We start from the raw sequence: 21847 nt of genomic DNA, 5'->3' as shown, positions 1-21847 counted from the left end.
CTGTTCGAGCGCGCCATGGAGGTGCTGAAACCAATACCGGCACATTGCAACGAGGGGCCTGATTCTGCCCCTGAAGTCGCCGGCTGCCAGGGAGAAGTGCGTTCCTTCAGGACAGCTATCGCCTCTCAGGCGCGGCATTAGCGAAGTCCGCTTGGACCGACCCTAAGGGCCGACAGGTGCAACTGGTCTTGCGGTGCCCGCGGATAGCAACCAAGCATGCGTCAGCCTGTTCACATACATGGAAGCGCATCTTCTGCGGGTCATTACTGACGATGGCGAGTGCCGGTTTTGGTTAGCGGCCGGTACGGAGGAAGAGGCCGTTCAGCTGGTCTTGGACGCCGTCCCAGAGGGGTGGACTGCTAAAGTGATCAATCGTGGATAGTTCAGCGGATACGACGAAGCTGCTGAACTCGCCTTAACCGGCGGCCTCGCGCCGGGAGAAGTCCGCGAGGTAAGCAGAGGAATCGGTCTTAGCTGAAATGTGTCTCCCCTGGTGCGATGCGCCATCGGCAACAACGAAAACGGTTCGGGAAGGCCGGATGATTACAAAACTAGCCTACAGGGAGCCTCAGATGAGCGAACGACGTGAGCTCTATCGAAGTACCAACGGCGATGCCTGGTTTCTCGGGCGCGAGCCCGCCAATGGCCATGCTTTCGTCATTCATCAGCCAAATGCGCCTTCTGGCGGTCGACTGACGCATATCGAACTCGGCGATTTTTTACGGAGCGAGCCGAAAGGACCTGAGCATCAGGCCCTCCTCCGCCTGATTGGGACCCTCGTGAACGTGCCGCCGTACGCTTAGGTTTGATGATCGGGGAAACTTAAGGCACACACAGAGACTGCGTGGGCAAGGAGAATCTAGAGCACCTAGCGCTCGTTCCGCATGTATGGGCTGTTCTCAGACACCAGAAGCATAGATGGATCGGTGTGCGGCACGCCTCCATGGTCAAACGAAGCTTTCGGCAGAGCCACAGTGCAGATCCCCGCGATCAGAGCGACCGAGAACAAAGCACCCAATACAATACAGCGCTGCCTCTGCATTTACTTTTCCTGGGCAGAGTACCAATGGCAGGGCCAACGCGAGTCCTCGACGAGCCGTTCCTATTTTCTGAGTCCGGATGGCCGCCGAGCCGATAGACGCCCAAAACACGCTCTGGCCTAAAGGTTGACGTACGATCAGAGCCGATGAAAGGGCGTGGGCAATGAGTTCCGTGATGCCGCTCGCATGACCCGCGAGGTAGGCTCTATCTGCTCGGCTCTATGCTACTTCTTCTTTGCATGCCCGAAATCAGGCTGCCAAGCCGCTTCCTTGCGGCTCGGCGCTGCGGCGATCACTTTGGCCTTTTCCTTTTTCGGTTTCTTGGCTTCGCGATTGCCGCGTTGCTGTCCCTTCGCCATGTCGCTCTCCTTTGGTGATTTGAGTTCGTCGAGTTCATCCGACTACAGCACGCGACCCCGCGGAGTGCAGACCCTGACGTCCATGTAGCCTTCACGCAGAAATCTTCTGGCGAGCCGTAGCGCGACTGATGCACTGCCACGCCCGAGATTGGAGCCGCCGTATTCGTTGGTCCCACTGACCAGATACGGCACCCGGGTTGCCCTAGCCATTGAGTACGGCGGCTCCGCACACGAGAAGTAGAAGAAACAAGGGAACGATCACCGGCGGCACGATCCATTCCGAAAGGCGAAAACGCTGCATCGAACGCTCCTACGAAACCTTCGGCGGGAGCACACGTGACCCTCAGTCACCGGTCGAAGCCGTTGAGAGGTGCGGTGATGGCAGCGACCCTACGCCCCCGCTGAGCCTTTAGCGAGCGCTAAATGCGTCCCAGGCGGCGGTCGCGCCGGGAGGAAGTCGTTTACCGCGGGATGAGGATAGTGCTGGCTATTGTCGGACCATGGGAGCATGGTCGTCCCGGCCGGGATTGGTCGGGCTTCACTTGCGAAGGGCAAGCTTGCATAACTATGCGCTCGCGGCGAAACCATTACGTTCGGGCATTCTTTCTGAATCCGCGGCATCGAATGGCTTGTGTCCGCAGGGCCCAACCGGGATGCGGGTGTCACCAGTGACTGACCACACTGTCGATCTCGACAAGCATCGCGGCATGGCCGCGCAGAAAGCGACCGATTTGCGCCGAGCGCTGGCCGAGGTCGAGAATAATGTCCGCGAGCTGCGCGAGCGCGAGGCCGATTTGGAGAACCGTCTGCTGACAGTAGCGGCCGCGTCATGGCCGGAGGCCGCAGCCAAAGCGCGTTATCTTCTCAACCTCTATGCTGCAAGCCTGCCCCCCGAGGACACGCGCCACCGCGCGCTAGTGACAGCACTGTTCGACGATTTCGTCCGGTTGTCGGGGGTGGACTGAGGCGAACGAGCGCTGCCTGCATCAGCGCGCGACCGGGAAGCGCATAATCAGGGGAGGCCGTGATTTGAGCGCGCGATAATGCCGCACGCAATCAGGAGCGGAGTAAGCCATGACACTGACCAGCGGCCGTTTCATCGGCCACGAATACGACCGGATGATCGTTCGGTTCTCGATGCACGATGGCGCCAAGGAGATTCCCTGCGCGATCTCAACCTCTGCGATGGACCATCTCGAGGGCGGGCCGCAAGTCAGACCCGAGCAGCGCGAAGCCCAGTTCACCCGCCTGCGGGATCGTATCGAAGCATGTGCCGCAAGCAAATATCGCGCGACGGAGTTCGAAGGCACGCCACCGGGCATCGTGCTGCGAGGCATCGATTTCAGGTCGTAGAAGCGCGTGCTTTGACCTCTGGCAAGGGCGGCTTGCGCTCGAAAGGCTTCTTTTTCGGCGGCGCGGGCAGCAGTCCTTCTCTAATCGCCTGCTTGCGGGCAAGCTTGCGCGCTCGTCGAATAGCTTCGGATTTCTCGCGGGTCTTTCTCTCCGACGGCTTTTCGTAGGAGCGCCGCTGCTTCATCTCCCGGAACACGCCCTCGCGTTGCATCTTCTTCTTGAGAACACGAAGGGCCTGCTCAACATTGTTGTCTCTGACAAGTACCTGCAATCGATGTCCTCCCCTGTGGCTGCAAATGCGGTACTTCCTGCATGCAGCCAATGCGCAGGAGCTTCATTGCGATTTTGAGGGATAGCGGCGGCGACATTCGTCACCGCAGTCGAGGTGCTGATCTGCTTGCAGCAGCGATGCAGCCTGGACATTAACGTGCCCACTCTCGTTGACCACTGTCAATCAAGAAAGCGCTTCATGAAGACCTACGGAAACAATCAAATCCTCCCTGGTCGGAAAGCCAGAAAGGGCCGGACGAAAACAAAATAGCTTCCCACCTTGCAAAATCCGAAAGGTGATGTATATTAGGAGTTGTTCGATTAGCCGCTGTGCCTTGTTGAATGCGCCCGCGGGCTCCTTTTCCAAAGACATCGACGAAGTTGAAGATCACCGTGTGACTGTCACGCGGCACGCGCTTGCGCGCTTTGGAGAAGAAAATGACGACAGGTACTGTTAAGTGGTTCAATGGCCAAAAGGGCTTCGGTTTCATTCAGCCGAACGACGGCGGCAACGATGTGTTCGTTCACATCAGCGCTGTCGAACGCGCTGGTCTTTCCGGACTCGGAGAGGGTCAGAAGGTCGCTTTCGAGATCAAGACCGACAAGATGCGAGGCAAGGTCAGCGCTGAGAACCTCTCGCTGGCTTGATATCGTAGCGCCGTTTCACGGATGTACTGAGACGGCAGTGCGGCCCGCTCGATCACAGGGTTGAGCGGGCATTGCGCGTTTCGATTTGGATGAGACATGACTGGCAAGAGGACGGGCGAGCCTTCCCCTGGTAGCGTCGCGCGCGCCAACCGGCAGCGTGTGGCCCGGGAGGAAGGCGCGCAAGCTCTGGCAGATGCGAACCGCCGGGCCGTCGAAGTCCGTCTGAACATGCAGCGGCTTCGCGCGTTGCGGGAAGCCAGGCTGTTGGAGGAAGCGAGTGCGCGGACAGCTCTGCCGCCACCAAAGAAGAAGCGCAGCAAAGGGAATGCTGGATAGCTGCCGAGTTCAGCCGCTATCGGCACCGATAGAAGTCAGGGCTTCGTCAAAAGGTGGAAGACGGCATATGCTGAACGATGTGCGGATCGCTCCCGAGGTCAACTCGCGTAACGGACATTCTGTCACCTTTGTGCTGGCCATCGGCACGGTACGGCAGATGTGCCACCTTCAGACCAACTTCGCGTCGCAAAATCAGGCTTTCAACTATCTGCACAAGCACCGCAAGCGGTTCGAGCAACTAGCTCGCGAGCGGTTTGCGCTTGGCCAGATCGAAGACGGCTTGATCAAGTTGACGATGTTGTAGGTGAACAAGCGGCTAACCCGGCTTGCCGCGTTGCGAGCGCGCGCGAGGTTCATTGCGCCAGTCCCTCGCTCCACGGTGAGGAAACCGATGCAGGCGCCGCCTGTTGTCCCTGGTACGTAACGCGACGCCGACCATCCCACCCACCACAAACCTGCAGCGACCGACATTAATCCGCTTTCCGACGCGCTTTGCCGCTCGCGTAGTCCACGCTCGGCTCTAGACATCCGTCATTGCGCGGCGGATATCCGTCGCTTTCTGCGCCGCCATCCCGCGAGATCGAGCGGCTCGTCAGTCATCCGGCGTGCTCGCGTCCATCCGTTGTGCATCCGCCAGATCGATGGAGCCGATGGAAAACATTTCCATCCTGGAACCATGCGAGTCTGCCGGCACGATGATCATGGTCGCAACGCGGCGATAAGATGCGAAGGAAAGTCCCTCGATCATCTCCTCGTCTGTGATGACCTGGTAGCTTCCGGCAGGCAGAGGATGATCGATGTCCCTGATTTGGAACGAATGCTTGAAGGTGACGATTTCCCGTCGCGAGCGAGTTGTCATGTACGCCCGCCTTTTGCCGATGCTTTGGGCGCCGGTGTCGGGTTAGCCCTTCAAGCCACCATGCGCTCTTTCGATGGTATTAGCTACCGCTTTCTCGCGGCCCGATCTCACGGCCGGAACGCCGCAAAGCGCTCGCAATTCTACCGGCGGACGCGTCATGGTGCTCGATAACGGCTCCTTCGTTGCGCGGCGGCGATCAGGGTGAGACTCCAGCGACAATCAAGGTGAGACTGCGCCGATGGGGACGGACCGAAGGGAGGGCGTAGCCCGACCGGAGGACCGTCCCCATCGGCGTCGCGCGTTTTTGGACCCGTCTGGCGGCTGGGCGGGGCTGGTGCAAGCTTTTGATTCGTCTCGACAAGAGGGAATCGATGCCTTGCCTGGCCTTCACATCACCGACCACCAGATGAGGCTGTACATGACCTACCGACTGACATTGTCCCCCGAAGCGGCCGCGGCCAAGGCGGGGTTCTCGAAAGCGAGTGCGTATCGGATTGAGGGCGATGCGCGCCCGCCATCGCAGAAGAAGGCGCCGAGGGGCCGGCGACGATCCGATCCACTCGCGCCCTATTGGGACGCCGAGATCGTTCCGATCCTGAAGGCTGCTCCCGGCATCCGCGTGATCGGTGTGCTGGACGAACTGCGCCGGCGGCATCGCGACCTCAACCCCAACATCCGACGCACGCTGGAGCGGCGCATCAATGCGTGGCGGGCGCTCAACGGCCCCGAACAGGACGTGATCTTCCGCCAAGAGCACGAGCCCGGGCGGCTGGGTCTGTCCGACTTCACCGACGTGAGCGCGCTCGGCATTACCATCGTAGGTGAGCCACTCGATCACCGGCTCTATCACTTCCGGTTGGCGTTCTCCGGCTTCGAGCATGCCCATGTCGTGCTCGGGGGCGAAAGCTTCGTCGCCCTGGCGGAGGGCTTGCAGAACGCCCTGTGGGCGCTTGGCGGCGTTCCACGGGAGCATCGCAGCGACAGCCTATCGGCGGCGTTCCGCAATCTGGCGGCTGACGCGCGTGAGGATCTGACACAGCGCTACGCTGCGCTGATGGGCCACTATGGCATGGCACCAACACGCAACAATGCGGGCATTGCACACGAGAACGGCTCGATCGAGAGTGCGCACGGCCATCTCAAGCGCGCACTGGAAGATGCGCTGTTGCTGCGGGGGACGCGCGACTTCGCCAGTCTCGATGCCTACCGGGCTTTTGTCGACGAGATTGTCGGCCGGCGCAACGCCAATCTCGCCAAGCCGATCGCGCTCGAGAAGGAGGCATTGGCGCCGCTGCCGAAAGGCCGCACGACCGACTTCGACGAGAAAGTGATCCCGGTGACGTCGTCAGGCGGCTTCATCCTGCGGCGCGTGTTCTACACCGTTCCTTCAAGGCTGATTGGCCATCGCCTGCGTGTGCGCATCTTCGACGACCGGCTCGAATGCTTCCTCGGCGTCACGCCGGTTGTGACGTTGCGGCGCGGTCGGCCTGTGTCGGAGAGCCAGGGCGGGCATGTCGTCGATTATCGGCACGTCATCCATGCCCTGCGGCGCAAGCCGATGGCGCTCCTCAACCTCGTCTATCGCGACCAGCTCTTCCCGCGCGCCGCTTACAGACGCCTGTTCGAGACCTTGCGGGAGCACGGTGACGATCGGCGCGCCTGCAAGGTGACGGTCGAACTTCTAGCGCTGGCCCACGAGCGAGCCTGCGAAGCCGAGCTCGCCAAGGCGATCGCGATGGATCTGGACGCCGGACAGTTACCCGATCTTGCCGCGCTGCGCGACCGCTTCCGACCCGAGGCGGCCTCGATCCCGCGCGTCGCCGTCAAGCTGGCGCCGCTCGACGTCTACGATGAACTCGCCTCCGTCAGCGTCATGTCGGGCCGCTCGAATCTGGGAGAGGCAGCATGACCAGCATCGCCACCTCCGTCGATGCTGCTCGTGTCGAGTTGCTTCTCAATGAGCTCCGCCTGCCGGGCGTCAAGGCGATCTGGCCGAAGCTCGCCGCACAGTCGGACAAGGAAGGGTGGCCTGCCGCCCGCTTCCTCGCCGCCCTTGCCGAGCACGAGGCATCCGATCGTACCCGCCGTCGGATCGAGCGACACATGGTGGAAGCGCGTTTGCCCGCCGGCAAGACGCTCGCCACCTTCGACTTCGAGAGCGTGCCGATGCTATCAAAGGCACAGGCGATGGCGCTCGCTGCCGGCGACGCCTGGTTGAAGGCCGGCGCCAATTTGCTCTTGTTCGGTCCACCGGGCGGCGGCAAGACCCATCTCGGCGCGGCGATCGGCCTGGCTCTCGTCGAGAACGGTTGGCGCGTTCTCTTCGCGCGCACCACTGATCTGGTGCAACGGCTGCAGGTCGCGCGGCGCGAGCTGGCGCTGGAGTCCGCGATCGGCAAACTCGATCGCTATGACCTCCTGATCCTCGACGACATCACATATGTGAGCAAGGATCAGGCGGAAACCAGTGTGCTGTTCGAGTTGATCGCCGCCCGCTACGAACGACGCTCGCTGCTGATCACGGCCAATCAGCCATTTGGCGAATGGGGGCGTATCTTCCCGGACCAAGCAATGACGTTGGCTGCCATCGATCGTTTGGTCCACCACGCCACGATCCTCGAGATGAACGTCGAAAGTTACCGTCGAAAAGTTGCCCTCGATCGCAAGCGCGGTCCAGGCCGGCCGCCTGTTCACACTACCCCCAACGAACTCGACAAGACTGCGATTGACGCTGGCAGCGCCGCTTGATTGTCGCGCAGCGTCAATCAACGCTTGCCAAGCCGGCGGCCAGCGTCAATTATCTCCTGACTCGGCCGCCTCGTCTCATCTTGATTGACGCGCCGCTCTCATCCTGATTGTCGCGCTATACCTTCGTCGGCATCCGTCGGTCACCGAGCGTTAAGTGCGCTCCCACCGGCGACGAGAGCGTCCATTTCCACGGCTTGGCCGGGTCGACCGCATTGTGCCGCCGGTGGTCGCCCCACTGTTCTCCTGCTTTTGACGACCTCCCGCCCGAGCGAGCGGCGGATACGGCCTCACTGAAAACGTCTGATCTCGAAGGTGAACGTCGCCCGTAAGACCGATCCATCTTCGTCGCGCACATTGATTGCAAGACGGCGTGCAGGAGCATCGATGGTGCAGAGGCGAATTTCATCTTTGGCCAAGTGTGCCAGCGCCAAGGTTGCTTCGTGCAGCATAGCCTCAATCGAAACGAGATCTATCCCCTGTTCGTCGGGGATCATCTCGTCACCTTCGCGCTGATCAAAAAAGTACCTACGCATGCAATTGCTCCCGGATAAGGCGGGAGCGCTGCAGCGTCTCTGTGTCACCGGAAATGCCCAGATCGGATCGGTGATGATGCCGAGCTGGCCGACTTCCAAGCATTCCTCAACCTTGGACGCTGAGTCAGTTCCGATTGTGGTTAGGTTCGAGCTGGCATGTTGGCCGGCCACGGCGCATACTCGACGAATGAAAAACCGCATCGGCTGGACGACTTGCCCCTCCATTGGAGGGAAATATGCAGTGGCCGAACTCCTCGAGGGTGGTGTAGTCGGCAATGAACTCATCACCTTCGCCACCAAGGCGCAGGCCCAGGAATTCATCGATTCTGGCCAGGCCGATGAGCTGGGGGCGCGGGGTTCCGTGCCAAAAAGCCGCGAATGACCAGGCGCGAGACCCTGCGCGACAAATGGACTGTAGATCTCGAGTGTCCACGTTGTGGGAGGCTGGACGTGGCGCGGCTCTCACAGGCGGACGGCTACGCCTATGTGAGGGGGAAACCGCTACCCGCGTCGATCATGTGCCGTTCGGCTTTGCCTACATTGATCCGGTGACCTGCAGCTTTCAGTGCTCGAAATGTCAGGTCCCAATACTGTGACGTTGCTCCCGCGAATGAGCGACAAGCAGGTCATGACTATTCTTCGCGAATTGCACGCTGCGGAGGAGGGTTTCGTCGGGATGGCCGTCGCGCTGACCGGCGGTGACGGGCAGGCCACTTCGAGGACCTTATCCGATAAGCGCCGCAATTCCTCTCCGGCAGTTCGTCCCAGGATTTTGCGACGTTCGACTAACGCTTGCGCCGTTTCAAGTCACACCGTCAACGGAGGCGCAGCGTAAAGGATATCACCCCAAGGAAACCATGGTGCGCCGTTCGTACGCAGAGCGCTACCGGCAGCGTTCACGACACGCGTGACAATCTGCGCGCGCAGCCCACCCCAGAACAGAACGCCCTTTACACTATCGAGCTAGCCATATAGCGTCCGTGTACAGGTCAGCAAAATGCTCACCTCGAAGCTGCCCATGAAGTAGCGACTTCCGAAGTCGCCGCCAGTCGTCGTAGCAGCAGCTCACGTGCCATCGGAAGGCGCAATCATAACATTGTGTTTATCACAGCGCGTCAGCGTCGCAGGTGCGTCTCTGCGCGCGCTCAAGAAAGGCGACCTTCATGAAACTTCCTGCAATCTTGCAAGGCGAGGCACGGACCCGCTTCCTTCAAGGAATCGCGTTCGGCGCAGTGGCGACCATGGCGATTGGATTCATGTGGGGCGGTTGGGTCACGGGGGAGAACGCCAGAATCATGCGCACCACGGCGGAGACCAGCGGCCGAATGTCCGTTCTGGTACCGCTTTGCGTCGCTCAGTTCACAGCCGCAGACGGCGCCCTCGCTAAATTCAAGGCGGCAAGCGCTTACTCCAGAGAGAACGTCGTCAGCGAATTCGTGAAGAAGGTGGCATCCACGAGCATGGATTACTCGTTCGCCAAGGCTTGTGCCACCGGGATCGAAACTGAACTCGCAAGCGCAGCGACAAAGAGTTGACGAGCGTACCCGCAAGCCGCACCGAGGCTGTGCGTAGAAAATACATAGCTGTTCGGTAGAAAATGGGCGACGACGCTGAAGAGCGTCATGATTGCGCCACACGCCCTTTCTCGTTCAATGCTTTGACGCTGCGAAAGTTGATCAGTTAAAGGCCGATGTGCCAATTGCGCGCCGGACCAAGGGAGGTGCGCGTCGAACGGCCGAAAGGCTCGCCATAAGCAGGGTAGGCGTCGCATCGCCGCCTTACTGGCGCTCATGATCCTAAGGGGGCCCACTTGCGGTCTCCACTCATGATCAAATACAATTAAAAGCGGCGGAACGTCGCTTCGAAGCGAATGTTGGTTTGACGGAGACAGAATCTTCGCGAGCAGCGGGGCAGTCCCCGTCGCGGCCGGAGCGGTGCAACGCCCGCCTGGTCGCGCCGGTCCTTCCTTTATCGCGAAAGAAACATATGAACAGGCAAAAGCCGGTCGATTTCAGCAATTCGCTGAATCTCGCCAATAAAGTGCAGGTCAAGATCCTGCGCAGGCGCCTCAAGCTATCGGATGAGCAGTTTAGAAGCGTCGTTCGCAAGTCGGGCAGTTCAATCTCAGCCATCATCAAGGAATCCGCCAGTCTGAAGTAGGAGCTTAGGTCGCGCTTGCCTCAGCACCGACCTAAACAGCGACCCGCCAGAAACGACCGGGCTGCGGCCGTGCCAGAGCGCTGGAAGCAGGCAGCCAAGACAGTCTGCCCGCGCCGCCGCTGCCAACGAGATCATCCCTGGAGCCAGTTCGAGCTTATCCAGTCGGGGCAGGCCCTAACGCATGAAAATACAAGTTGGCTTTGAAATGACCTACGAATTCCAGCAAGTCACACCATTGATTGCTGTCGTCGGTGTGCATTTCACCCGGGCATCCGACATCATTGTGCCGGATTACCTCATCACTGAGCCTTCCGTGCCGATCTCGCCATACCGCGACGGCTTTGGAAACTGGTGCAGTCGGTTCGTTGCGCCACCCGGCCGCATGCGCCTTTCCGCCAACGGTACAGTGCGCGATAGCGGGCTGCCTGACGTGATCATGCCTTCCGCCACGCAGTGCCCGGTGCAGGATCTGCCGCCTGATACCATCGTTTATCTGCTTGGCAGCCGCTACTGCGAAACCGATCGGCTTTCCGACATTGCATGGAAGCTGTTCGAGAAAGTGGCGCCGGGTTGGCCGCGGGTCCAGGCGATCTGCGATTTCGTGCATAATCACATCGCGTTTGGCTACGAGCACGCGCGGGCCACCATAACAGCTTGGGACGTATTCAACGAAGGCAAGGGCGTCTGCCGCGACTATGCGCATCTTGCCATTGCATTCTGCCGTTGCATGAACATTCCAGCCCGCTATTGCACCGGCTATCTCGGCGACATCGGCATCCCGCCGCCCCACGCTCCCGGGGACTTTGCAGGCTGGTTCGAAGCCTATCTTGGCGGCTGCTGGTACACATTCGATGCACGCAACAACACTCCGCGAATCGGCCGCGTCCTGATTGCGCAAGGCCGCGATGCGGCGGATGTTCCGATCGTCCAAACTTTCGGACCCAACAAGCTCCTCAGCTTCAAGGTGTGGACTGATGAACTTGTCTAACGCGCTCACCCCTGGGCGATTGGGTACCAGGCGGAGATTGATCTCGCTAATTGGTTAGAAGGCTGCTACACGGTTCGCATCACCGCGCGCTACGTGGCTGTTATCGGTGACTGAGAGCGTTGTGCTCCCGCCTCAACCCAAGAGAAGGCGGTCAGATGTCAAATTCCGACAAATTCGACATTCGTGAGTGGCTCGTACCACCTTTGTTGGTACCGGTCTTCCTCGTACTGCTGGTTGCGGTGACGGACCTTTTATAGCGGTAAGTCCGTCAATCTCCATGTGTCAGACCTGCAAACCGGGGCGTTGAGCCAGTTCAAGGCAAACAGGAGACCCAAAATGGCAAACACGGCAATCATCAGGGATGCCTACGGGGTTCCGGCAATCTTCGTTGGTTCGAAGACTGGCCGGGACGATGCGCCCTTTGTTTTCGTGAGGGTCGGAGGTGAGGAGCGCCGGATGCGGTGGTCCGAATGGGATGCTCTTCCGGCCTGGACCGGCGAGAGTCCCACCTGGGCGAGTAAAACCAAATAGCTATGGAGTGCTCAGCATGAGGATGGTTCGAACAGGCATATTGACCGCGGCGCTTTTGCTGACATCCGCACTGGGCACATTCACGCCAGCGGCTGTTGCCGCGGAGCCGAACTGCCGTGCGGTCGAAAGCACCAGCGCCCGCCTTTCCTGTTACGATGCGGCATTTCCTCCAAAAGCCAGGAAGCCCAACGAAGCCGGCGTCGACTCGTCGTCAGGCTACAAGGATCCATTTCTTGCGGAAGAAGCCCGAACCGCCGCGAAGCTAAAGAATATCTGCCGCGGTTGCTGAGTTTCGCTTCCGAACATGCGCGCCAATTAAGAGAGCCCGTAAGATGACGTACGATGCTAAAGATCGCCGAGTGGGCCGCCAACGAAAGCGTGCTCTTCATCTGGCGGGCAGGGTTTTGGATGGGAGGGCAGACCGCTCTGCGAGTTCTAAGGACCAATCGGCCAGAAGGCAGCACCTGCTTGACGGGCCAGCAGAATTCAAAGCGGTCCGCGTCGATCGTTCGAGGAAGACCTCAAACGATGCTGAGTGATCGAGGTTTGTCACCGCGTATGGTCGCTTCGGCCCAGAGTCATGATGACGCATGGAACATCAGGGTATTAAATACACGGTGGTCCAAACGATCAAGCCGCCCGGCTGGAAATGGTCGTTTGAGCGAGACGGTCGGTCAACCCGAACCGGAATTGCCTTCAATCGAGCGGAGGCTGTCAGCGCAGCTGAACGAGCGATCAGCCGATCGCTCAGAGATCAGCAACGCCAATAGAAGCGCTCGGTTTGCAGCTCCTGCTTCAATTTGAATTTGGTCTCTGTCCTCGGCACGTTGCCTCTCGACGCCGGCGTCGCAAAGCGCAAGTGCGGATCACAAGAGCTCGGCGTCACGGCGGAGAATTGCAGGGAGTTGCTCCCGGCCTGTACCGCATTACGGACCATCGATTAACTCCCAGCAATTCGCAAATAGTTCCTGCCAGGACCGAACAAAGCGCTCGCTATTCGGCAGATAAAGGCGCACTGTCTCACTACCATCGAGCGGCCCTTAGCATCTATCGGTGGTGTGAACGCAAGTTGCGCTCCCGCTCAACCCCGCAGCGGAGCGTCAAACATGCCGGCTCAACGGTCCCCAGGACAATCCTTGACATTCGAATACCGCCTCGCGCAAGAGGCGATCAATCTCCGCCTACAGGCCAAGGGGATGCCCGTTGGCGTCCGCCGCACGGAGCTTCTGCGAAAAGCCCGGCAGATCGATGTTGCCGGGGAGCTCAACAAGTGGCTGACCTCGCCGGGACTACAGCCGCCATCTTGAATTTTGGCCTCACCGACGTGATGAACTTCAGCACTCCACGTGGAGACTAACCTTTATCGGGATTTTACTCTCACCCTCCCGGGGCTGGTAAGCCGCCGCCTGCGCTCTATTTAAGCGGGCGGCGTTTTTGCTCGAGATGGTATTGGATGTGACTTCTAGCGGCTGATCGTGATTTCCATGTGGCTTTCTAGGAACGCCGCTGGGAGAACGGCTTTAAGCTTAATCACCTTTTCGGATCATGGGCTACTATCGGTGACTGAGAGCTGGTCGCTCCCGCCTTCAAGCCGCGGGATGCACATGTGCAACAAGTGCGACCAGATAGACAACGAGATTGAACAGCTCCGCGGGTTGATAGCACCGGGAATGGACGCGCTTAGCCTGGCGTTGATCCGATGCGCCATCGATAAGGCCGCCTTTAAGTGCCACGGGAGCGCGCACAGCTAAGTGTGCCCTGCCAAAGATTGGCATCCTTCCGGCTGGCGCTCTTCGCACGTTCGGGCCTTGCACCCCCGGTGTCTACCAATATGAGGTGACGGTTAAGTCGGCCTGCCGGCGAAGTACTGGGAAGGGCGCGGCAATTGCGTTCGTTCCCGGACGATAACGATTCCAAAGCGCCGCCGAACTAGCGACCCTGAAAGGACGATTGGCCGTGACTGGCCTTAGCTCAGAGCACCGCGACGGGGAGGTGAGCCGAACCAGGTCATGCAAGCTGCCGAGAGCGGCCTTTGTCCCATTGCGGATCCAGCGCGCTGCTAAAGTCCCGGCGCTGGCCTATTTCCGACCACGATGTTTTTCAATCCAGCGGCGGCTTTTTTGTCGTATGGTGGCGGATGGACCGTGCCATGCTTCAAAAACACCTAGCGATAGCGGAGCGCCACATCGCCCAGGGCGTGAAGCTTCTTGCAAAACAGGAAGCGCTGATCGCCGAACTGGCCCGGCACAACCACGACACCGAGGGCGCAAGGGCCGTGCTGGCGACAATGAGGGAAACCCAGACCCTGCACATCGACGACCGGGATCGCATTTCGAGGGCATTGGAACAGTAGGCCCTTGATTAGGTCAAAGGCCACTAGCCTCTCGGGTCAAAGCTTCAGGCATGGATGAGCCCATGCCAGAGAAACGTCCAGACCCCAAGCCGACGCGTTTGGAAGAGGCTCGACGTATCCTCGAGGAGTACGCGGTTAACCTCCGCGAGATCATCAAGAAGCTCCGCCAAAAGTTGAATTAAGGCCGCTTCAGTTTGAATGTCAGCGGCCAGTTTCCACGGTAACTGCCGGTCATCGCCCGAGGCGGACAGCGCTCTTTCGCGACTGCGATTGCTCGGTCACCAAAACCCTTTCATGCGACCGTCACATGGGTTGTGTCGTGGCCGATTTCGCCCGCAATACGACTTTTGGTCGCGGGTGAGACTGCTCGGGCGAATTGTTTCACAAGTTAGAATTGTGACGGCGCTGCATTCCTTAGGGGACGTTGTATTCCACAGGGAGGCGACAACGATGACGAATGCCGTCAGATTTTTCGCAGCTATCGCGGCTTGCGCAGTATTGATGCTGCCGCACTTCGCAACTGCCCAGACTTCCGGTATCATTCCTTCATCCTTGGTCACGCCTGATATGGTCGAGTCACGTCTGGGCGTGCTCGAGTTCAAGGACGGGGTTCCGAGCAAGGCGACGGCCGACAAGCTCTTCGACAATCTCGATTTCACCTATGCCTATCGCGCGTTCATGGACAACATGCGCGGCGTCAGCATCCATGCGCTGCGCGAGGGGTTGCGAAGCGTCGGCGTCAAGGAGAACGAGGTGATCGTCTTCTCCGACCTGATGGATGCCAAGTCGCTATTCCTGACGGCGAACGCCGACACCATCTACGTCATGGGCTACCTCGATCTCAGCAAGGGGCCCGTGGTGGTGGAGACACCGCCCATGTTTCTGGGCACCGTGCAGGACGCCTGGTTTCGCTGGATCATTGATCTGGGCTTGCCCGGCCCCGACCGGGGCGAGGGCGGCAAGTACCTGATCGTGCCGCCCGACTACAAAGGTCATCTGCCGGACGGCGGATACTTCGTCGGGCACGCCCGCACCAACACCATCCTGTGGTTCGGCCGCTCCTTCCTGGAGGATCACAAAAATCCCAAGCCGGTCGCCGAGACAATCCGTAAGTTCACCAAGGTCTATCCTTACGAGCCGGGCGGCGTGGGCACGCCGATTTCGGACTTCCTGGCCGGCAAAGCCAAGCTGGGGCGGGTCACCGCACCGCGGCCCACGGTATTCCATGAAGGCAGTGGCAAGGTGATGAATACCCTTCCGCCGAACGACTGGACCTTCTACGAAATGCTCAACGAGGTCGTGCAGAAGGAGCCGGCCACCTCACTCGACGCAGAGCTGATGGGGCCGGTCGCCGCCATCGGCATCGTGAAGGGCAAGCCGTTCGCGCCCGACGTGAGGATGAAGAAGATCATGACCGAGGCGCTCGCGCTCGCCAACGCGACCTCGCGCGCCCTGTTCATGGTCCCGCGCGACCCGAGCTGGTTCTATTATCCGAACTCGTCATGGTTCAACTTCTTGTTCGTGAGCGGCTACGAGTTCGAGACTCCGATCCCGGAGATCACACGTGAAGGAGTCAAGCCATTCCCCGTTACGGGCTACCGGACCATGGATGCGCGCACCAACTTCTTCTACGGCGTCACCGGCATCACGCCTGCGATGGCGATGCGCCTGCCCGGCATCGGGTCGCAATATCTGCTGGCAATGACCGACGCCGAGAAGGACGCTTTCGACGGCGCCAAGACCTACAAGGTGACGTTGCCCAAGGGCATTCCGGAAGAGAACTTCTGGTCGTTCACGGTGTACGACAACATGACGCGCTCGATGCTCGACACGCCGCAGCGCTATCCACGCGCCGGCAGCCAGAGCTACCCGTCACCGGCTGCAGAGGCGGATGCCGACGGCTCAACGACCATCTACTTCGGCCCGACGCAGCCCGCAGAAGTGAAACGCGGCAACTGGATACAAACCGACCCGAAGAAAGGCTGGTTCGTGATCCTGCGCCTCTACAGCCCGCTTGAGCCGTTCTTCACTAAGAGCTGGCGGCTGAGCGAAGTCGAGCAGGTGAGGTGACATGCGGCGGCGGCAGGCATAACCAATCGCCTGCCGCCGCACGCTGGACGAGCGAGGCTGGCAATTGCCGCTTACGGACACATCGAGAGGAGGGCCACGTGGCACCTAATTGGTCGGCTGTACTGTACTTCCCCGCCTTAGCAGCAGCTTTCGCTTTCAGCGGATCCACTGGGCTGGCTGCCCAGGAGAATGTGCAAAGTATGTTAGCTGCCCAGATCCGCTTGCAGGGATTCGTCTGCGACAAGGCGATTGGTGCGAAGAAGGACGCGAAGCGCTCAAGACCTGATTATGCCGTTTGGGTGCTCAACTGTGGTAACGCGCGCTACCGCGTGAGCCGGGCACCCGACATGGCTGCCAAAGTCGACCCGCTCCGTTAACTGGCCGTGCCTCACTAGCCGCCGGCTGGCAGCCTTTGGCAGGACGGGCTGTTGTCTGACCCGTATTCATCTACCTGATGCGCGTGTCGCGATGACAATCCGACCGTCTCCACCCCGAAACTGAAAGATGAACTGGTCGAGCGGACGAGTGAGTGATGTCCGCAAGTGGGCCCGTCCCCTCCATCTGATCGCCGCTGCGTCTGCTCTTGGGGGGTAGACCAGACAAACCGCTGGTCTACGTCCACAGCCGCCTTTTTTCCGAAGCGCATCCCCCAGACAACCCGCACTATTAGGTCTTCTGTTCTGTCATTTGTAGGATAACACTGTCTTTGATTGGGGCTGATTGGACATCGATTGCTGTGGCTAGCTCAAACTTCCCCATGATGGATTGGAGCGAGAGTTCAGGTTTCTCAATGCGTTAGAGGGCGGCGTGTGCACCAGGAGATCAAGAAAAATCTATTGAGGGCAAGTGTGGCCTTGCGCTTTGGACTGATGTGGCATCGGCAGAAAGCTTGGACGGGCAGGGTACTCCTGTCCGAGCTGATAGTTTCACGAATGGCATTTGGCTTTTCGCCTGCCGGTGAAGGCATGCTGACTGCACCGAAAGTGAAAAATAATGTCGAGGGTTCGAGTCGCTCCGTCGTCTCGCCCCCCGAAGCTTTCGTTTTCGACTCGAGTAGTCGCGCCTCCAATGTGGCGCCTGCAAAGCGCAGAACCTACGTAAGCTCACAAAGCTGATCCCGTCGCCCACGATCCAGCCCGCTTAGGCACAATCAAACGGCCCACGCGCCCAGCGCGTCGTACGACCCTGGATCATGACTTCGTGGACTTCTTCGACACAATCGGCGCAAAGCGGGACTCTTTCCAAATCGGGTGACAGTTTGGCGGGCCGCTCGACGCGTCTTTCTCCACCGAGCCATCCTCGCCACGCAAGCGGGCGAGGTATGAGGCTCAGGAGCCCTCGAACTTGAACGATACGTTGAGTTTGGCGCGATAGGCCTCCACTTTTCCCATGGCATCCAGTTGCATATCTAGTTTGACGATCTCTGCAACGCGAAGATCCCGAAGAGATTTTGCAGCTTGCTCGACCGCGTTAGCGGCGGCCTTCTCCCAAGAATCGTTGCTGGTACCGACTAGTTCAATGATCTTGTAGACGCTATCAGGCATGTCGTCCTCCTGTTCGGTATGAAGCAGGAAGCAGGGCGCCCCCTGCCTTGTGGAATCTAGCATCAAGATATCGGCGCTTATACGACGCGATATGGTCTCAGGGACTTCGCTCGGAGTTGAGAAGGGGCAAGCCGGGACTTGGAGGGGAGGATGGCTCTTGGCGCGAAGCGGACGTCCGGTCGGACCCGCACGCCGGAGTGTCGAAGCGCAAGTAGAAATGCGTTGAATTGGCAGGCGGCGGTCGAGGCGCTGATGCTGGCGGCGGCTCGCGGCGCCGCGCCAGGTAGCGGGCAAAGAGACGATTCGAACGCTGATTTCAGTGAATCACTTGCGGACGTTGCAGATAGGGCGGTGCCCACCTTACTGCATTTCAAGTTCCTTGAGGCCGCAATCCATTTCGGCTTGACGGTGGTCTGCCGGCCTTCGTCAGGCAGCCACCCATCTCCCCGTCTGGCAACGTCAGTTGCGCCATCGTTATGCAATGCAGTGATCAATTCAGTAATACTCCTCGCCGCGGGCAGCGCGCTGCGATATATTTCCGGTCGGAAGGACTGCTGAGCCCCAAGGTTTATGGGCATCATGGTCACCCCCACGCCCGGAATGCGGAGAGTGCTGCGGCAAGCGCACGTGTACGGCCGTTTGGTCGCACATGGTGGGAAATTGTACTATCCCGGCGGGAACCACCGGTTATGCAGTGAAGAGACCGCGATCGCGATGGTAAAGGCAGGCTGGCTCAGGCATCGCGGCGACGAGTATGAAATTACATCCGACGGCATAAGGGCCGATGCGCGGCGTGAATAGCTCCTTCTGACCGGCACGTCCGCCTTGTGCAGAAACAGTAGTGATATGCAGGCTCAGACCGAGAGAATTCCACAACCACGAGTGCGCCCCCGAGGCATCGATAATTTACGGGCCCAATCGGACGTCGCCGGGACCGCAATGCCCGAGGGCGAGATAGGCTGATCTATTGCGGTGACGGTTTTCTCACCCGATGTCAGTGGCGCCATCCGCAACGCCGGCTGTTAGCCACCAGACCCGAGCAAAAACGCATCGACCGACGCAGCTAGTCGGCCGGCCACTTGCATGGCCGGTGTGGACTGAAGGGGCAGCGAACCGACAGAATGGGTTGCCAGCCCAGTGCCGGCAAGAAGAGCTATTGCGATCGCAGAGAGATACTGAATCCTCATGGCGATGGTCCTTTTCATCGCCCTACGAACTAACCGGACGTCTCAGAAGTGGTTCCCGAGCCGCCTAGAGGCCTCAAGCGTGATCAGCATGTCGAGATCGCTCGTGCTTTCCTTGCGCAGCTTAATCGGTGGCTGGTACTCGGGTGAGTTGTACCAAGCGGCTAGTGATTGCTTGTCAGGAAATTCGATGACGACGACGCGATGCGGCTCCCAATGGCCGCCCTCCAGGAACTGATGCGCGTTGCGCTTTGCCAGATACCGCTCACCGTATTTTTCGATCACAGGTCCAACCTTGACCCGATATTCTTCGAATATAGCGGGCTCCGTGATGATGTGTTCGGCGATTAGGTAGGCCTTTGGCATAGGCCAGTCTCCGCTCTTGATTTGCATGCCGGGAAATTATCACGCCCACCAGCCGACCAGAGGAAGGCGCAGCGCCCGGTATTGCGCGATACAAAATTTCGTGCGGGGACGCGCGACTGCCCGCCCTGACAACACCTCACGCCTGCTTCCCAATCTTGCCTCGCGCAAGCGACCACGGGCGAGCTTGCAGGCGCCCGGGAAGCGGCTTGCGTAATGGTCAATATTTCGGCCGTACTTGGTCAAGCTCCAAAACTGACTTCATCCCATGGGATCTCCGCGCAGGCTGCGAGAGGCTCACTAGCCGCGGTCGCCCGCCGCTCCACTCATTCGCTGCGCGTTCGCTCTTTCTTCATGTGTGATATGTTCATCTAGTATACGATTGTTCGGACACCGAGAACGAGCGGGGTGCCATGAGAGGCGTCACGGAGTGGCTCGAATCAATCGGCTTATCGGAGTATGCCCAGCGCTTCGCCGAAAACGGCATTGACCTCTCAGTCGTCCGCGACCTGACAGAGCAGGACCTAAAGGAGCTGGGTGTCCTGCTAGGTCACCGCCGCAAGCTGCTGCGCGCCATCGCAGAGCTTGATGACGAAATTAGGCCTCCGGCTAAAACAGAGCTTTACCCGGGCCGACCGGACGAAGGCGAGCGGCGTCACCTTACAGTGATGTTTTGTGACTTGGTTGGTTCCACAGCCCTTGCGGCGCGATTGGACCCTGAGGATATGCGAACGCTGATTGGCGCGTACCATACCTGCATCACCGAGGTCATAAGCCGCTATCACGGAAAGATTGCCCGTTACATGGGCGACGGGGTGTTGGTCTATTTCGGCTATCCGCAAGCGCATGAGGATGATGCCGAACAGGCTGTGCGTGCCGCCCTCGCAATCATCGATGCAGTTGCGAGCATCCGGAATGTCGCCGCTGCCCTGGAGGTTCGCGTCGGCATTGCGACAGGCACTGTGGTGGTCACCGAGCTTCTGATTGAGAGTGTTCCGGCGGAGCAAGCAGTTGTTGGTGAGACGCCGAACCTCGCTGCGCGGCTGCAAACGATGGCCGAGCCAGGGTCTGTGTTGATCTGCGCGAGCACGCGTCGGCTCACCGGGGGTGAGTTCGATTACTGCGACCTAGGTCCCGTCGCGCTGAAAGGCTGGGCGGAGCCGGTCCGGGCCTATCAGGTGCTGCGGGCGAGCGGTGTCGAGAGCCGCTTTGAGGCGATGCACACCACCAAGCTGCCGCCGCTGTTCGGGCGTGACGAGGAGATGGAGCTGCTGTTACGCCGCTGGCAACAAGCTATCCGGGAAGAAGGACGGGTAGTGACCCTTACGGGCGAGCCGGGTATTGGCAAGTCCCACATTGCGTCGGCGCTTAATGAGCGGCTCCAGGGTGAATCACACGTCACCCTACGCTATTTCTGCTCTGAGCATCATACCCACAGCGCGCTGTTCCCATTCATCAACCAGCTCGAACGTGCCGCCGGATTCAAGCACGGCGACTCGCCTCGAGAGAAGCTATCCAAGCTCGACGCTCTGCTGGCGCAATCCACGCGTCATCCCGAACACTTGGCGATTCTGGCAAACTTGTTGGTGCTGCCGACCGATGATCACTACCGGCTGCAGGACCTCACTCCACAAAAACGTAAAGAGAAGACCTTCGCCGCATTATTGGCCCAGCTTGATGGATTGGCGGCGAGGCAGCCGGTCTTACTCATTTTCGAAGATGTGCACTGGATTGATCCCACCTCGCTTGATCTGCTCGCAGCTACGGTGGAGCATGTGCCGCAGCTTGGGGCACTGGTGCTGATTACGGCGAGAGCCGAATTCACTCGCCCCTGGCCGAGTTATCCTCACACCACCACCATCCCACTCACCCGACTTGGCCGACGCGATGGCACGGCGTTGGTACTGCGGGTGACCGGAGGCAAAACCCTTCCCAAGGGGGTAATGGAGCATATTCTCGCGCACACCGATGGCGTGCCCCTCTTCGTCGAGGAGTTAACGAAGATGGTGCTGGAAGGTGGGCTGTTGCGAGAGCACGACGGGGAATATGTTCTTGACGGGCCTTTGCCGTCATTCGCAATCCCGACCACCTTACAGGCTTCGCTGATGGCTCGACTTGATCGGTTGTCACCGGTGCGGGATGTGGCCCAAATCGGCGCCGTCGCGGGGCGAGAATTTCACTACGAGCTTGTGAGCGCCGTCGCCGGGCTGCCGAAGCAGAGGTTGGACGAGGCTCTTGAGCAGTTGGTCCGTTCGGATCTGATGTTCTGCAGGGGTGAAAATCCACATGCGGTATACACCTTCAAGCACGCTTACGATTGCTGGAGCTAGCTTAAGCTTGCTCATGATGGATTGGAGCGAGAGCTCAAGTCTTTCAAATGGTTAGATGCACGACGTGTGCACCGGGAGATCAAGAAAAATCTATCTAGGGCAAGGAGCTTTTGGAACTTGCGACCGAGGTATGGTTGGAGATTGGAGTAAACGCCTTATGCAGTCTCGATGCACCGTA

General features: G+C 59.5%; 22 protein-coding genes. 16 read left to right on the top strand and 6 right to left on the bottom strand.

The window, feature by feature from the left end; genetic code table 11:
- Nucleotides 1-572: 572 nt before the first annotated feature.
- A complete protein-coding gene (locus LRP30_RS25230) occupies nucleotides 573-803 on the top strand; it encodes a hypothetical protein (protein WP_128933068.1) in 231 nt (76 codons plus the stop codon).
- Nucleotides 804-1264: 461 nt separating this feature from the next.
- On the opposite strand, the gene LRP30_RS45015 is transcribed toward LRP30_RS25230, so the two are convergent.
- Nucleotides 1265-1399, bottom strand: coding sequence for a hypothetical protein (locus LRP30_RS45015; RefSeq protein ID WP_256477622.1), 135 nt, complete (start codon nucleotides 1397-1399; stop codon nucleotides 1265-1267).
- Nucleotides 1400-2067: 668 nt separating this feature from the next.
- Here LRP30_RS45015 and LRP30_RS25225 point away from each other — a divergent pair.
- Nucleotides 2068-2364 (top strand): hypothetical protein, encoded by a 297-nt coding sequence (locus tag LRP30_RS25225; protein ID WP_128937335.1) that lies wholly within the window; start codon nucleotides 2068-2070, stop codon nucleotides 2362-2364.
- A 109-nt stretch (nucleotides 2365-2473) separates the two neighbouring features.
- Nucleotides 2474-2752 carry a DUF1488 domain-containing protein gene (locus LRP30_RS25220; protein WP_128933069.1) on the top strand — a complete coding sequence of 93 codons (279 nt, stop codon included), beginning with the start codon at nucleotides 2474-2476 and terminating at the stop codon, nucleotides 2750-2752.
- On the opposite strand, the gene rpsU is transcribed toward LRP30_RS25220, so the two are convergent.
- Nucleotides 2742-3023: a 30S ribosomal protein S21 gene (gene rpsU, locus LRP30_RS25215; RefSeq protein WP_128933070.1), complete on the bottom strand. Its 282-nt coding sequence runs from the start codon at nucleotides 3021-3023 to the stop codon at nucleotides 2742-2744. The genes LRP30_RS25220 and rpsU overlap by 11 nt on opposite strands.
- Before the next feature lie 437 nt (nucleotides 3024-3460).
- Here rpsU and LRP30_RS25210 point away from each other — a divergent pair, with 437 nt between their 5' ends.
- Both LRP30_RS25210 and LRP30_RS25200 read left to right on the top strand, forming a co-directional pair.
- On the top strand, nucleotides 3461-3670 hold the full coding sequence (locus LRP30_RS25210) for a cold-shock protein (protein ID WP_080140125.1): 210 nt from the start codon (nucleotides 3461-3463) through the stop codon (nucleotides 3668-3670).
- A 403-nt stretch (nucleotides 3671-4073) separates the two neighbouring features.
- Nucleotides 4074-4310, top strand: a complete 237-nt coding sequence (locus LRP30_RS25200) for a hypothetical protein (protein WP_128933072.1) — start codon at nucleotides 4074-4076, stop codon at nucleotides 4308-4310.
- Between the two features lie 288 nt (nucleotides 4311-4598).
- On the opposite strand, the gene LRP30_RS25195 is transcribed toward LRP30_RS25200, so the two are convergent.
- Nucleotides 4599-4865 (bottom strand): hypothetical protein, encoded by a 267-nt coding sequence (locus tag LRP30_RS25195; RefSeq protein WP_128933073.1) that lies wholly within the window; start codon nucleotides 4863-4865, stop codon nucleotides 4599-4601.
- A 406-nt stretch (nucleotides 4866-5271) separates the two neighbouring features.
- Here LRP30_RS25195 and istA point away from each other — a divergent pair, with 406 nt between their 5' ends.
- Together istA and istB are read left to right on the top strand one after the other, a co-directional pair.
- Complete coding sequence (istA, locus tag LRP30_RS25190; RefSeq protein ID WP_249761693.1) at nucleotides 5272-6774, top strand: IS21 family transposase; 1503 nt, start codon at nucleotides 5272-5274, stop codon at nucleotides 6772-6774.
- Nucleotides 6771-7613 (top strand): IS21-like element helper ATPase IstB, encoded by an 843-nt coding sequence (gene istB, locus LRP30_RS25185; protein ID WP_249756397.1) that lies wholly within the window; start codon nucleotides 6771-6773, stop codon nucleotides 7611-7613. The genes istA and istB overlap by 4 nt, the downstream gene beginning before the upstream one ends.
- 287 nt (nucleotides 7614-7900) lie before the next feature.
- Here istB and LRP30_RS25180 read toward each other — a convergent pair whose 3' ends face one another.
- Nucleotides 7901-8245, bottom strand: a complete 345-nt coding sequence (locus tag LRP30_RS25180) for a hypothetical protein (RefSeq protein ID WP_245473674.1) — start codon at nucleotides 8243-8245, stop codon at nucleotides 7901-7903.
- Between the two features lie 88 nt (nucleotides 8246-8333).
- Here LRP30_RS25180 and LRP30_RS25175 point away from each other — a divergent pair, with 88 nt between their 5' ends.
- The 8 genes from LRP30_RS25175 (at nucleotide 8334) to LRP30_RS25135 (ending at nucleotide 16625) form a co-directional block, all read left to right on the top strand.
- Entirely contained in the window at nucleotides 8334-8528 is a 195-nt protein-coding gene (locus LRP30_RS25175; RefSeq protein ID WP_128933074.1) for a hypothetical protein, read from the top strand.
- 781 nt (nucleotides 8529-9309) lie between these two features.
- Nucleotides 9310-9681: a hypothetical protein gene (locus LRP30_RS25170; RefSeq protein ID WP_128933075.1), complete on the top strand. Its 372-nt coding sequence runs from the start codon at nucleotides 9310-9312 to the stop codon at nucleotides 9679-9681.
- Between the two features lie 451 nt (nucleotides 9682-10132).
- The gene (locus LRP30_RS25165) at nucleotides 10133-10306 is read left to right on the top strand and encodes a DUF3606 domain-containing protein (protein ID WP_128933076.1); all 174 of its coding nucleotides are present in this window, start codon (nucleotides 10133-10135) and stop codon (nucleotides 10304-10306) included.
- Nucleotides 10307-10487: 181 nt separating this feature from the next.
- Nucleotides 10488-11294, top strand: a complete 807-nt coding sequence (locus LRP30_RS25160; RefSeq protein WP_128933077.1) for a transglutaminase family protein — start codon at nucleotides 10488-10490, stop codon at nucleotides 11292-11294.
- 547 nt (nucleotides 11295-11841) lie between these two features.
- Nucleotides 11842-12114, top strand: a complete 273-nt coding sequence (locus tag LRP30_RS25155) for a type VI secretion protein (protein WP_245473675.1) — start codon at nucleotides 11842-11844, stop codon at nucleotides 12112-12114.
- Between the two features lie 1860 nt (nucleotides 12115-13974).
- Complete coding sequence (locus tag LRP30_RS25145) at nucleotides 13975-14178, top strand: hypothetical protein (RefSeq protein ID WP_128933079.1); 204 nt, start codon at nucleotides 13975-13977, stop codon at nucleotides 14176-14178.
- Nucleotides 14179-14745: 567 nt separating this feature from the next.
- Nucleotides 14746-16248: a DUF1254 domain-containing protein gene (locus tag LRP30_RS25140; protein ID WP_249756606.1), complete on the top strand. Its 1503-nt coding sequence runs from the start codon at nucleotides 14746-14748 to the stop codon at nucleotides 16246-16248.
- Between the two features lie 200 nt (nucleotides 16249-16448).
- Entirely contained in the window at nucleotides 16449-16625 is a 177-nt protein-coding gene (locus tag LRP30_RS25135; protein WP_249756605.1) for a hypothetical protein, read from the top strand.
- Nucleotides 16626-17576: 951 nt separating this feature from the next.
- Here LRP30_RS25135 and LRP30_RS25130 read toward each other — a convergent pair.
- Both LRP30_RS25130 and LRP30_RS25125 read right to left on the bottom strand, forming a co-directional pair.
- Nucleotides 17577-17792 carry a dodecin domain-containing protein gene (locus tag LRP30_RS25130; RefSeq protein WP_249756604.1) on the bottom strand — a complete coding sequence of 72 codons (216 nt, stop codon included), beginning with the start codon at nucleotides 17790-17792 and terminating at the stop codon, nucleotides 17577-17579.
- A 1229-nt stretch (nucleotides 17793-19021) separates the two neighbouring features.
- Entirely contained in the window at nucleotides 19022-19342 is a 321-nt protein-coding gene (locus LRP30_RS25125; protein ID WP_249756603.1) for a DUF1330 domain-containing protein, read from the bottom strand.
- Between the two features lie 410 nt (nucleotides 19343-19752).
- Here LRP30_RS25125 and LRP30_RS25120 point away from each other — a divergent pair, with 410 nt between their 5' ends.
- Complete coding sequence (locus LRP30_RS25120) at nucleotides 19753-21669, top strand: adenylate/guanylate cyclase domain-containing protein (protein WP_249756602.1); 1917 nt, start codon at nucleotides 19753-19755, stop codon at nucleotides 21667-21669.
- The last annotated feature ends 178 nt before the right edge of the window (nucleotides 21670-21847 follow it).

Source organism: Bradyrhizobium sp. C-145 (assembly GCF_023375135.1).
Classification (GTDB): Bacteria; Pseudomonadota; Alphaproteobacteria; order Rhizobiales; family Xanthobacteraceae; genus Bradyrhizobium; species Bradyrhizobium zhanjiangense.
The sequence above is the reverse complement of the archived record's forward strand: the minus strand, read 5'-3'. Positions and strand labels throughout refer to the sequence as shown.

What these genes read in the sequence shown, in the direction of transcription:
- LRP30_RS25130 (WP_249756604.1), bottom strand. Translation starts at nt 17,792, where the DNA reads ATGCCTGATAGCGTCTACAAGATCATTGAACTAGTCGGTACCAGCAAC.
- LRP30_RS25145 (WP_128933079.1), top strand. Translation starts at nt 13,975, where the DNA reads ATGCTTCAAAAACACCTAGCGATAGCGGAGCGCCACATCGCCCAGGGC.
- LRP30_RS45015 (WP_256477622.1), bottom strand. Translation starts at nt 1,399, where the DNA reads ATGGCGAAGGGACAGCAACGCGGCAATCGCGAAGCCAAGAAACCGAAA.
- LRP30_RS25120 (WP_249756602.1), top strand. Translation starts at nt 19,753, where the DNA reads ATGAGAGGCGTCACGGAGTGGCTCGAATCAATCGGCTTATCGGAGTAT.
- LRP30_RS25220 (WP_128933069.1), top strand. Translation starts at nt 2,474, where the DNA reads ATGACACTGACCAGCGGCCGTTTCATCGGCCACGAATACGACCGGATG.
- LRP30_RS25200 (WP_128933072.1), top strand. Translation starts at nt 4,074, where the DNA reads ATGCTGAACGATGTGCGGATCGCTCCCGAGGTCAACTCGCGTAACGGA.
- LRP30_RS25140 (WP_249756606.1), top strand. Translation starts at nt 14,746, where the DNA reads ATGGTCGAGTCACGTCTGGGCGTGCTCGAGTTCAAGGACGGGGTTCCG.
- LRP30_RS25175 (WP_128933074.1), top strand. Translation starts at nt 8,334, where the DNA reads ATGAAAAACCGCATCGGCTGGACGACTTGCCCCTCCATTGGAGGGAAA.
- LRP30_RS25160 (WP_128933077.1), top strand. Translation starts at nt 10,488, where the DNA reads ATGAAAATACAAGTTGGCTTTGAAATGACCTACGAATTCCAGCAAGTC.
- istB (WP_249756397.1), top strand. Translation starts at nt 6,771, where the DNA reads ATGACCAGCATCGCCACCTCCGTCGATGCTGCTCGTGTCGAGTTGCTT.
- LRP30_RS25155 (WP_245473675.1), top strand. Translation starts at nt 11,842, where the DNA reads ATGAGGATGGTTCGAACAGGCATATTGACCGCGGCGCTTTTGCTGACA.
- LRP30_RS25165 (WP_128933076.1), top strand. Translation starts at nt 10,133, where the DNA reads ATGAACAGGCAAAAGCCGGTCGATTTCAGCAATTCGCTGAATCTCGCC.
- LRP30_RS25230 (WP_128933068.1), top strand. Translation starts at nt 573, where the DNA reads ATGAGCGAACGACGTGAGCTCTATCGAAGTACCAACGGCGATGCCTGG.
- LRP30_RS25125 (WP_249756603.1), bottom strand. Translation starts at nt 19,342, where the DNA reads ATGCCAAAGGCCTACCTAATCGCCGAACACATCATCACGGAGCCCGCT.
- LRP30_RS25195 (WP_128933073.1), bottom strand. Translation starts at nt 4,865, where the DNA reads ATGACAACTCGCTCGCGACGGGAAATCGTCACCTTCAAGCATTCGTTC.
- LRP30_RS25135 (WP_249756605.1), top strand. Translation starts at nt 16,449, where the DNA reads ATGTTAGCTGCCCAGATCCGCTTGCAGGGATTCGTCTGCGACAAGGCG.
- istA (WP_249761693.1), top strand. Translation starts at nt 5,272, where the DNA reads ATGAGGCTGTACATGACCTACCGACTGACATTGTCCCCCGAAGCGGCC.
- LRP30_RS25170 (WP_128933075.1), top strand. Translation starts at nt 9,310, where the DNA reads ATGAAACTTCCTGCAATCTTGCAAGGCGAGGCACGGACCCGCTTCCTT.
- LRP30_RS25210 (WP_080140125.1), top strand. Translation starts at nt 3,461, where the DNA reads ATGACGACAGGTACTGTTAAGTGGTTCAATGGCCAAAAGGGCTTCGGT.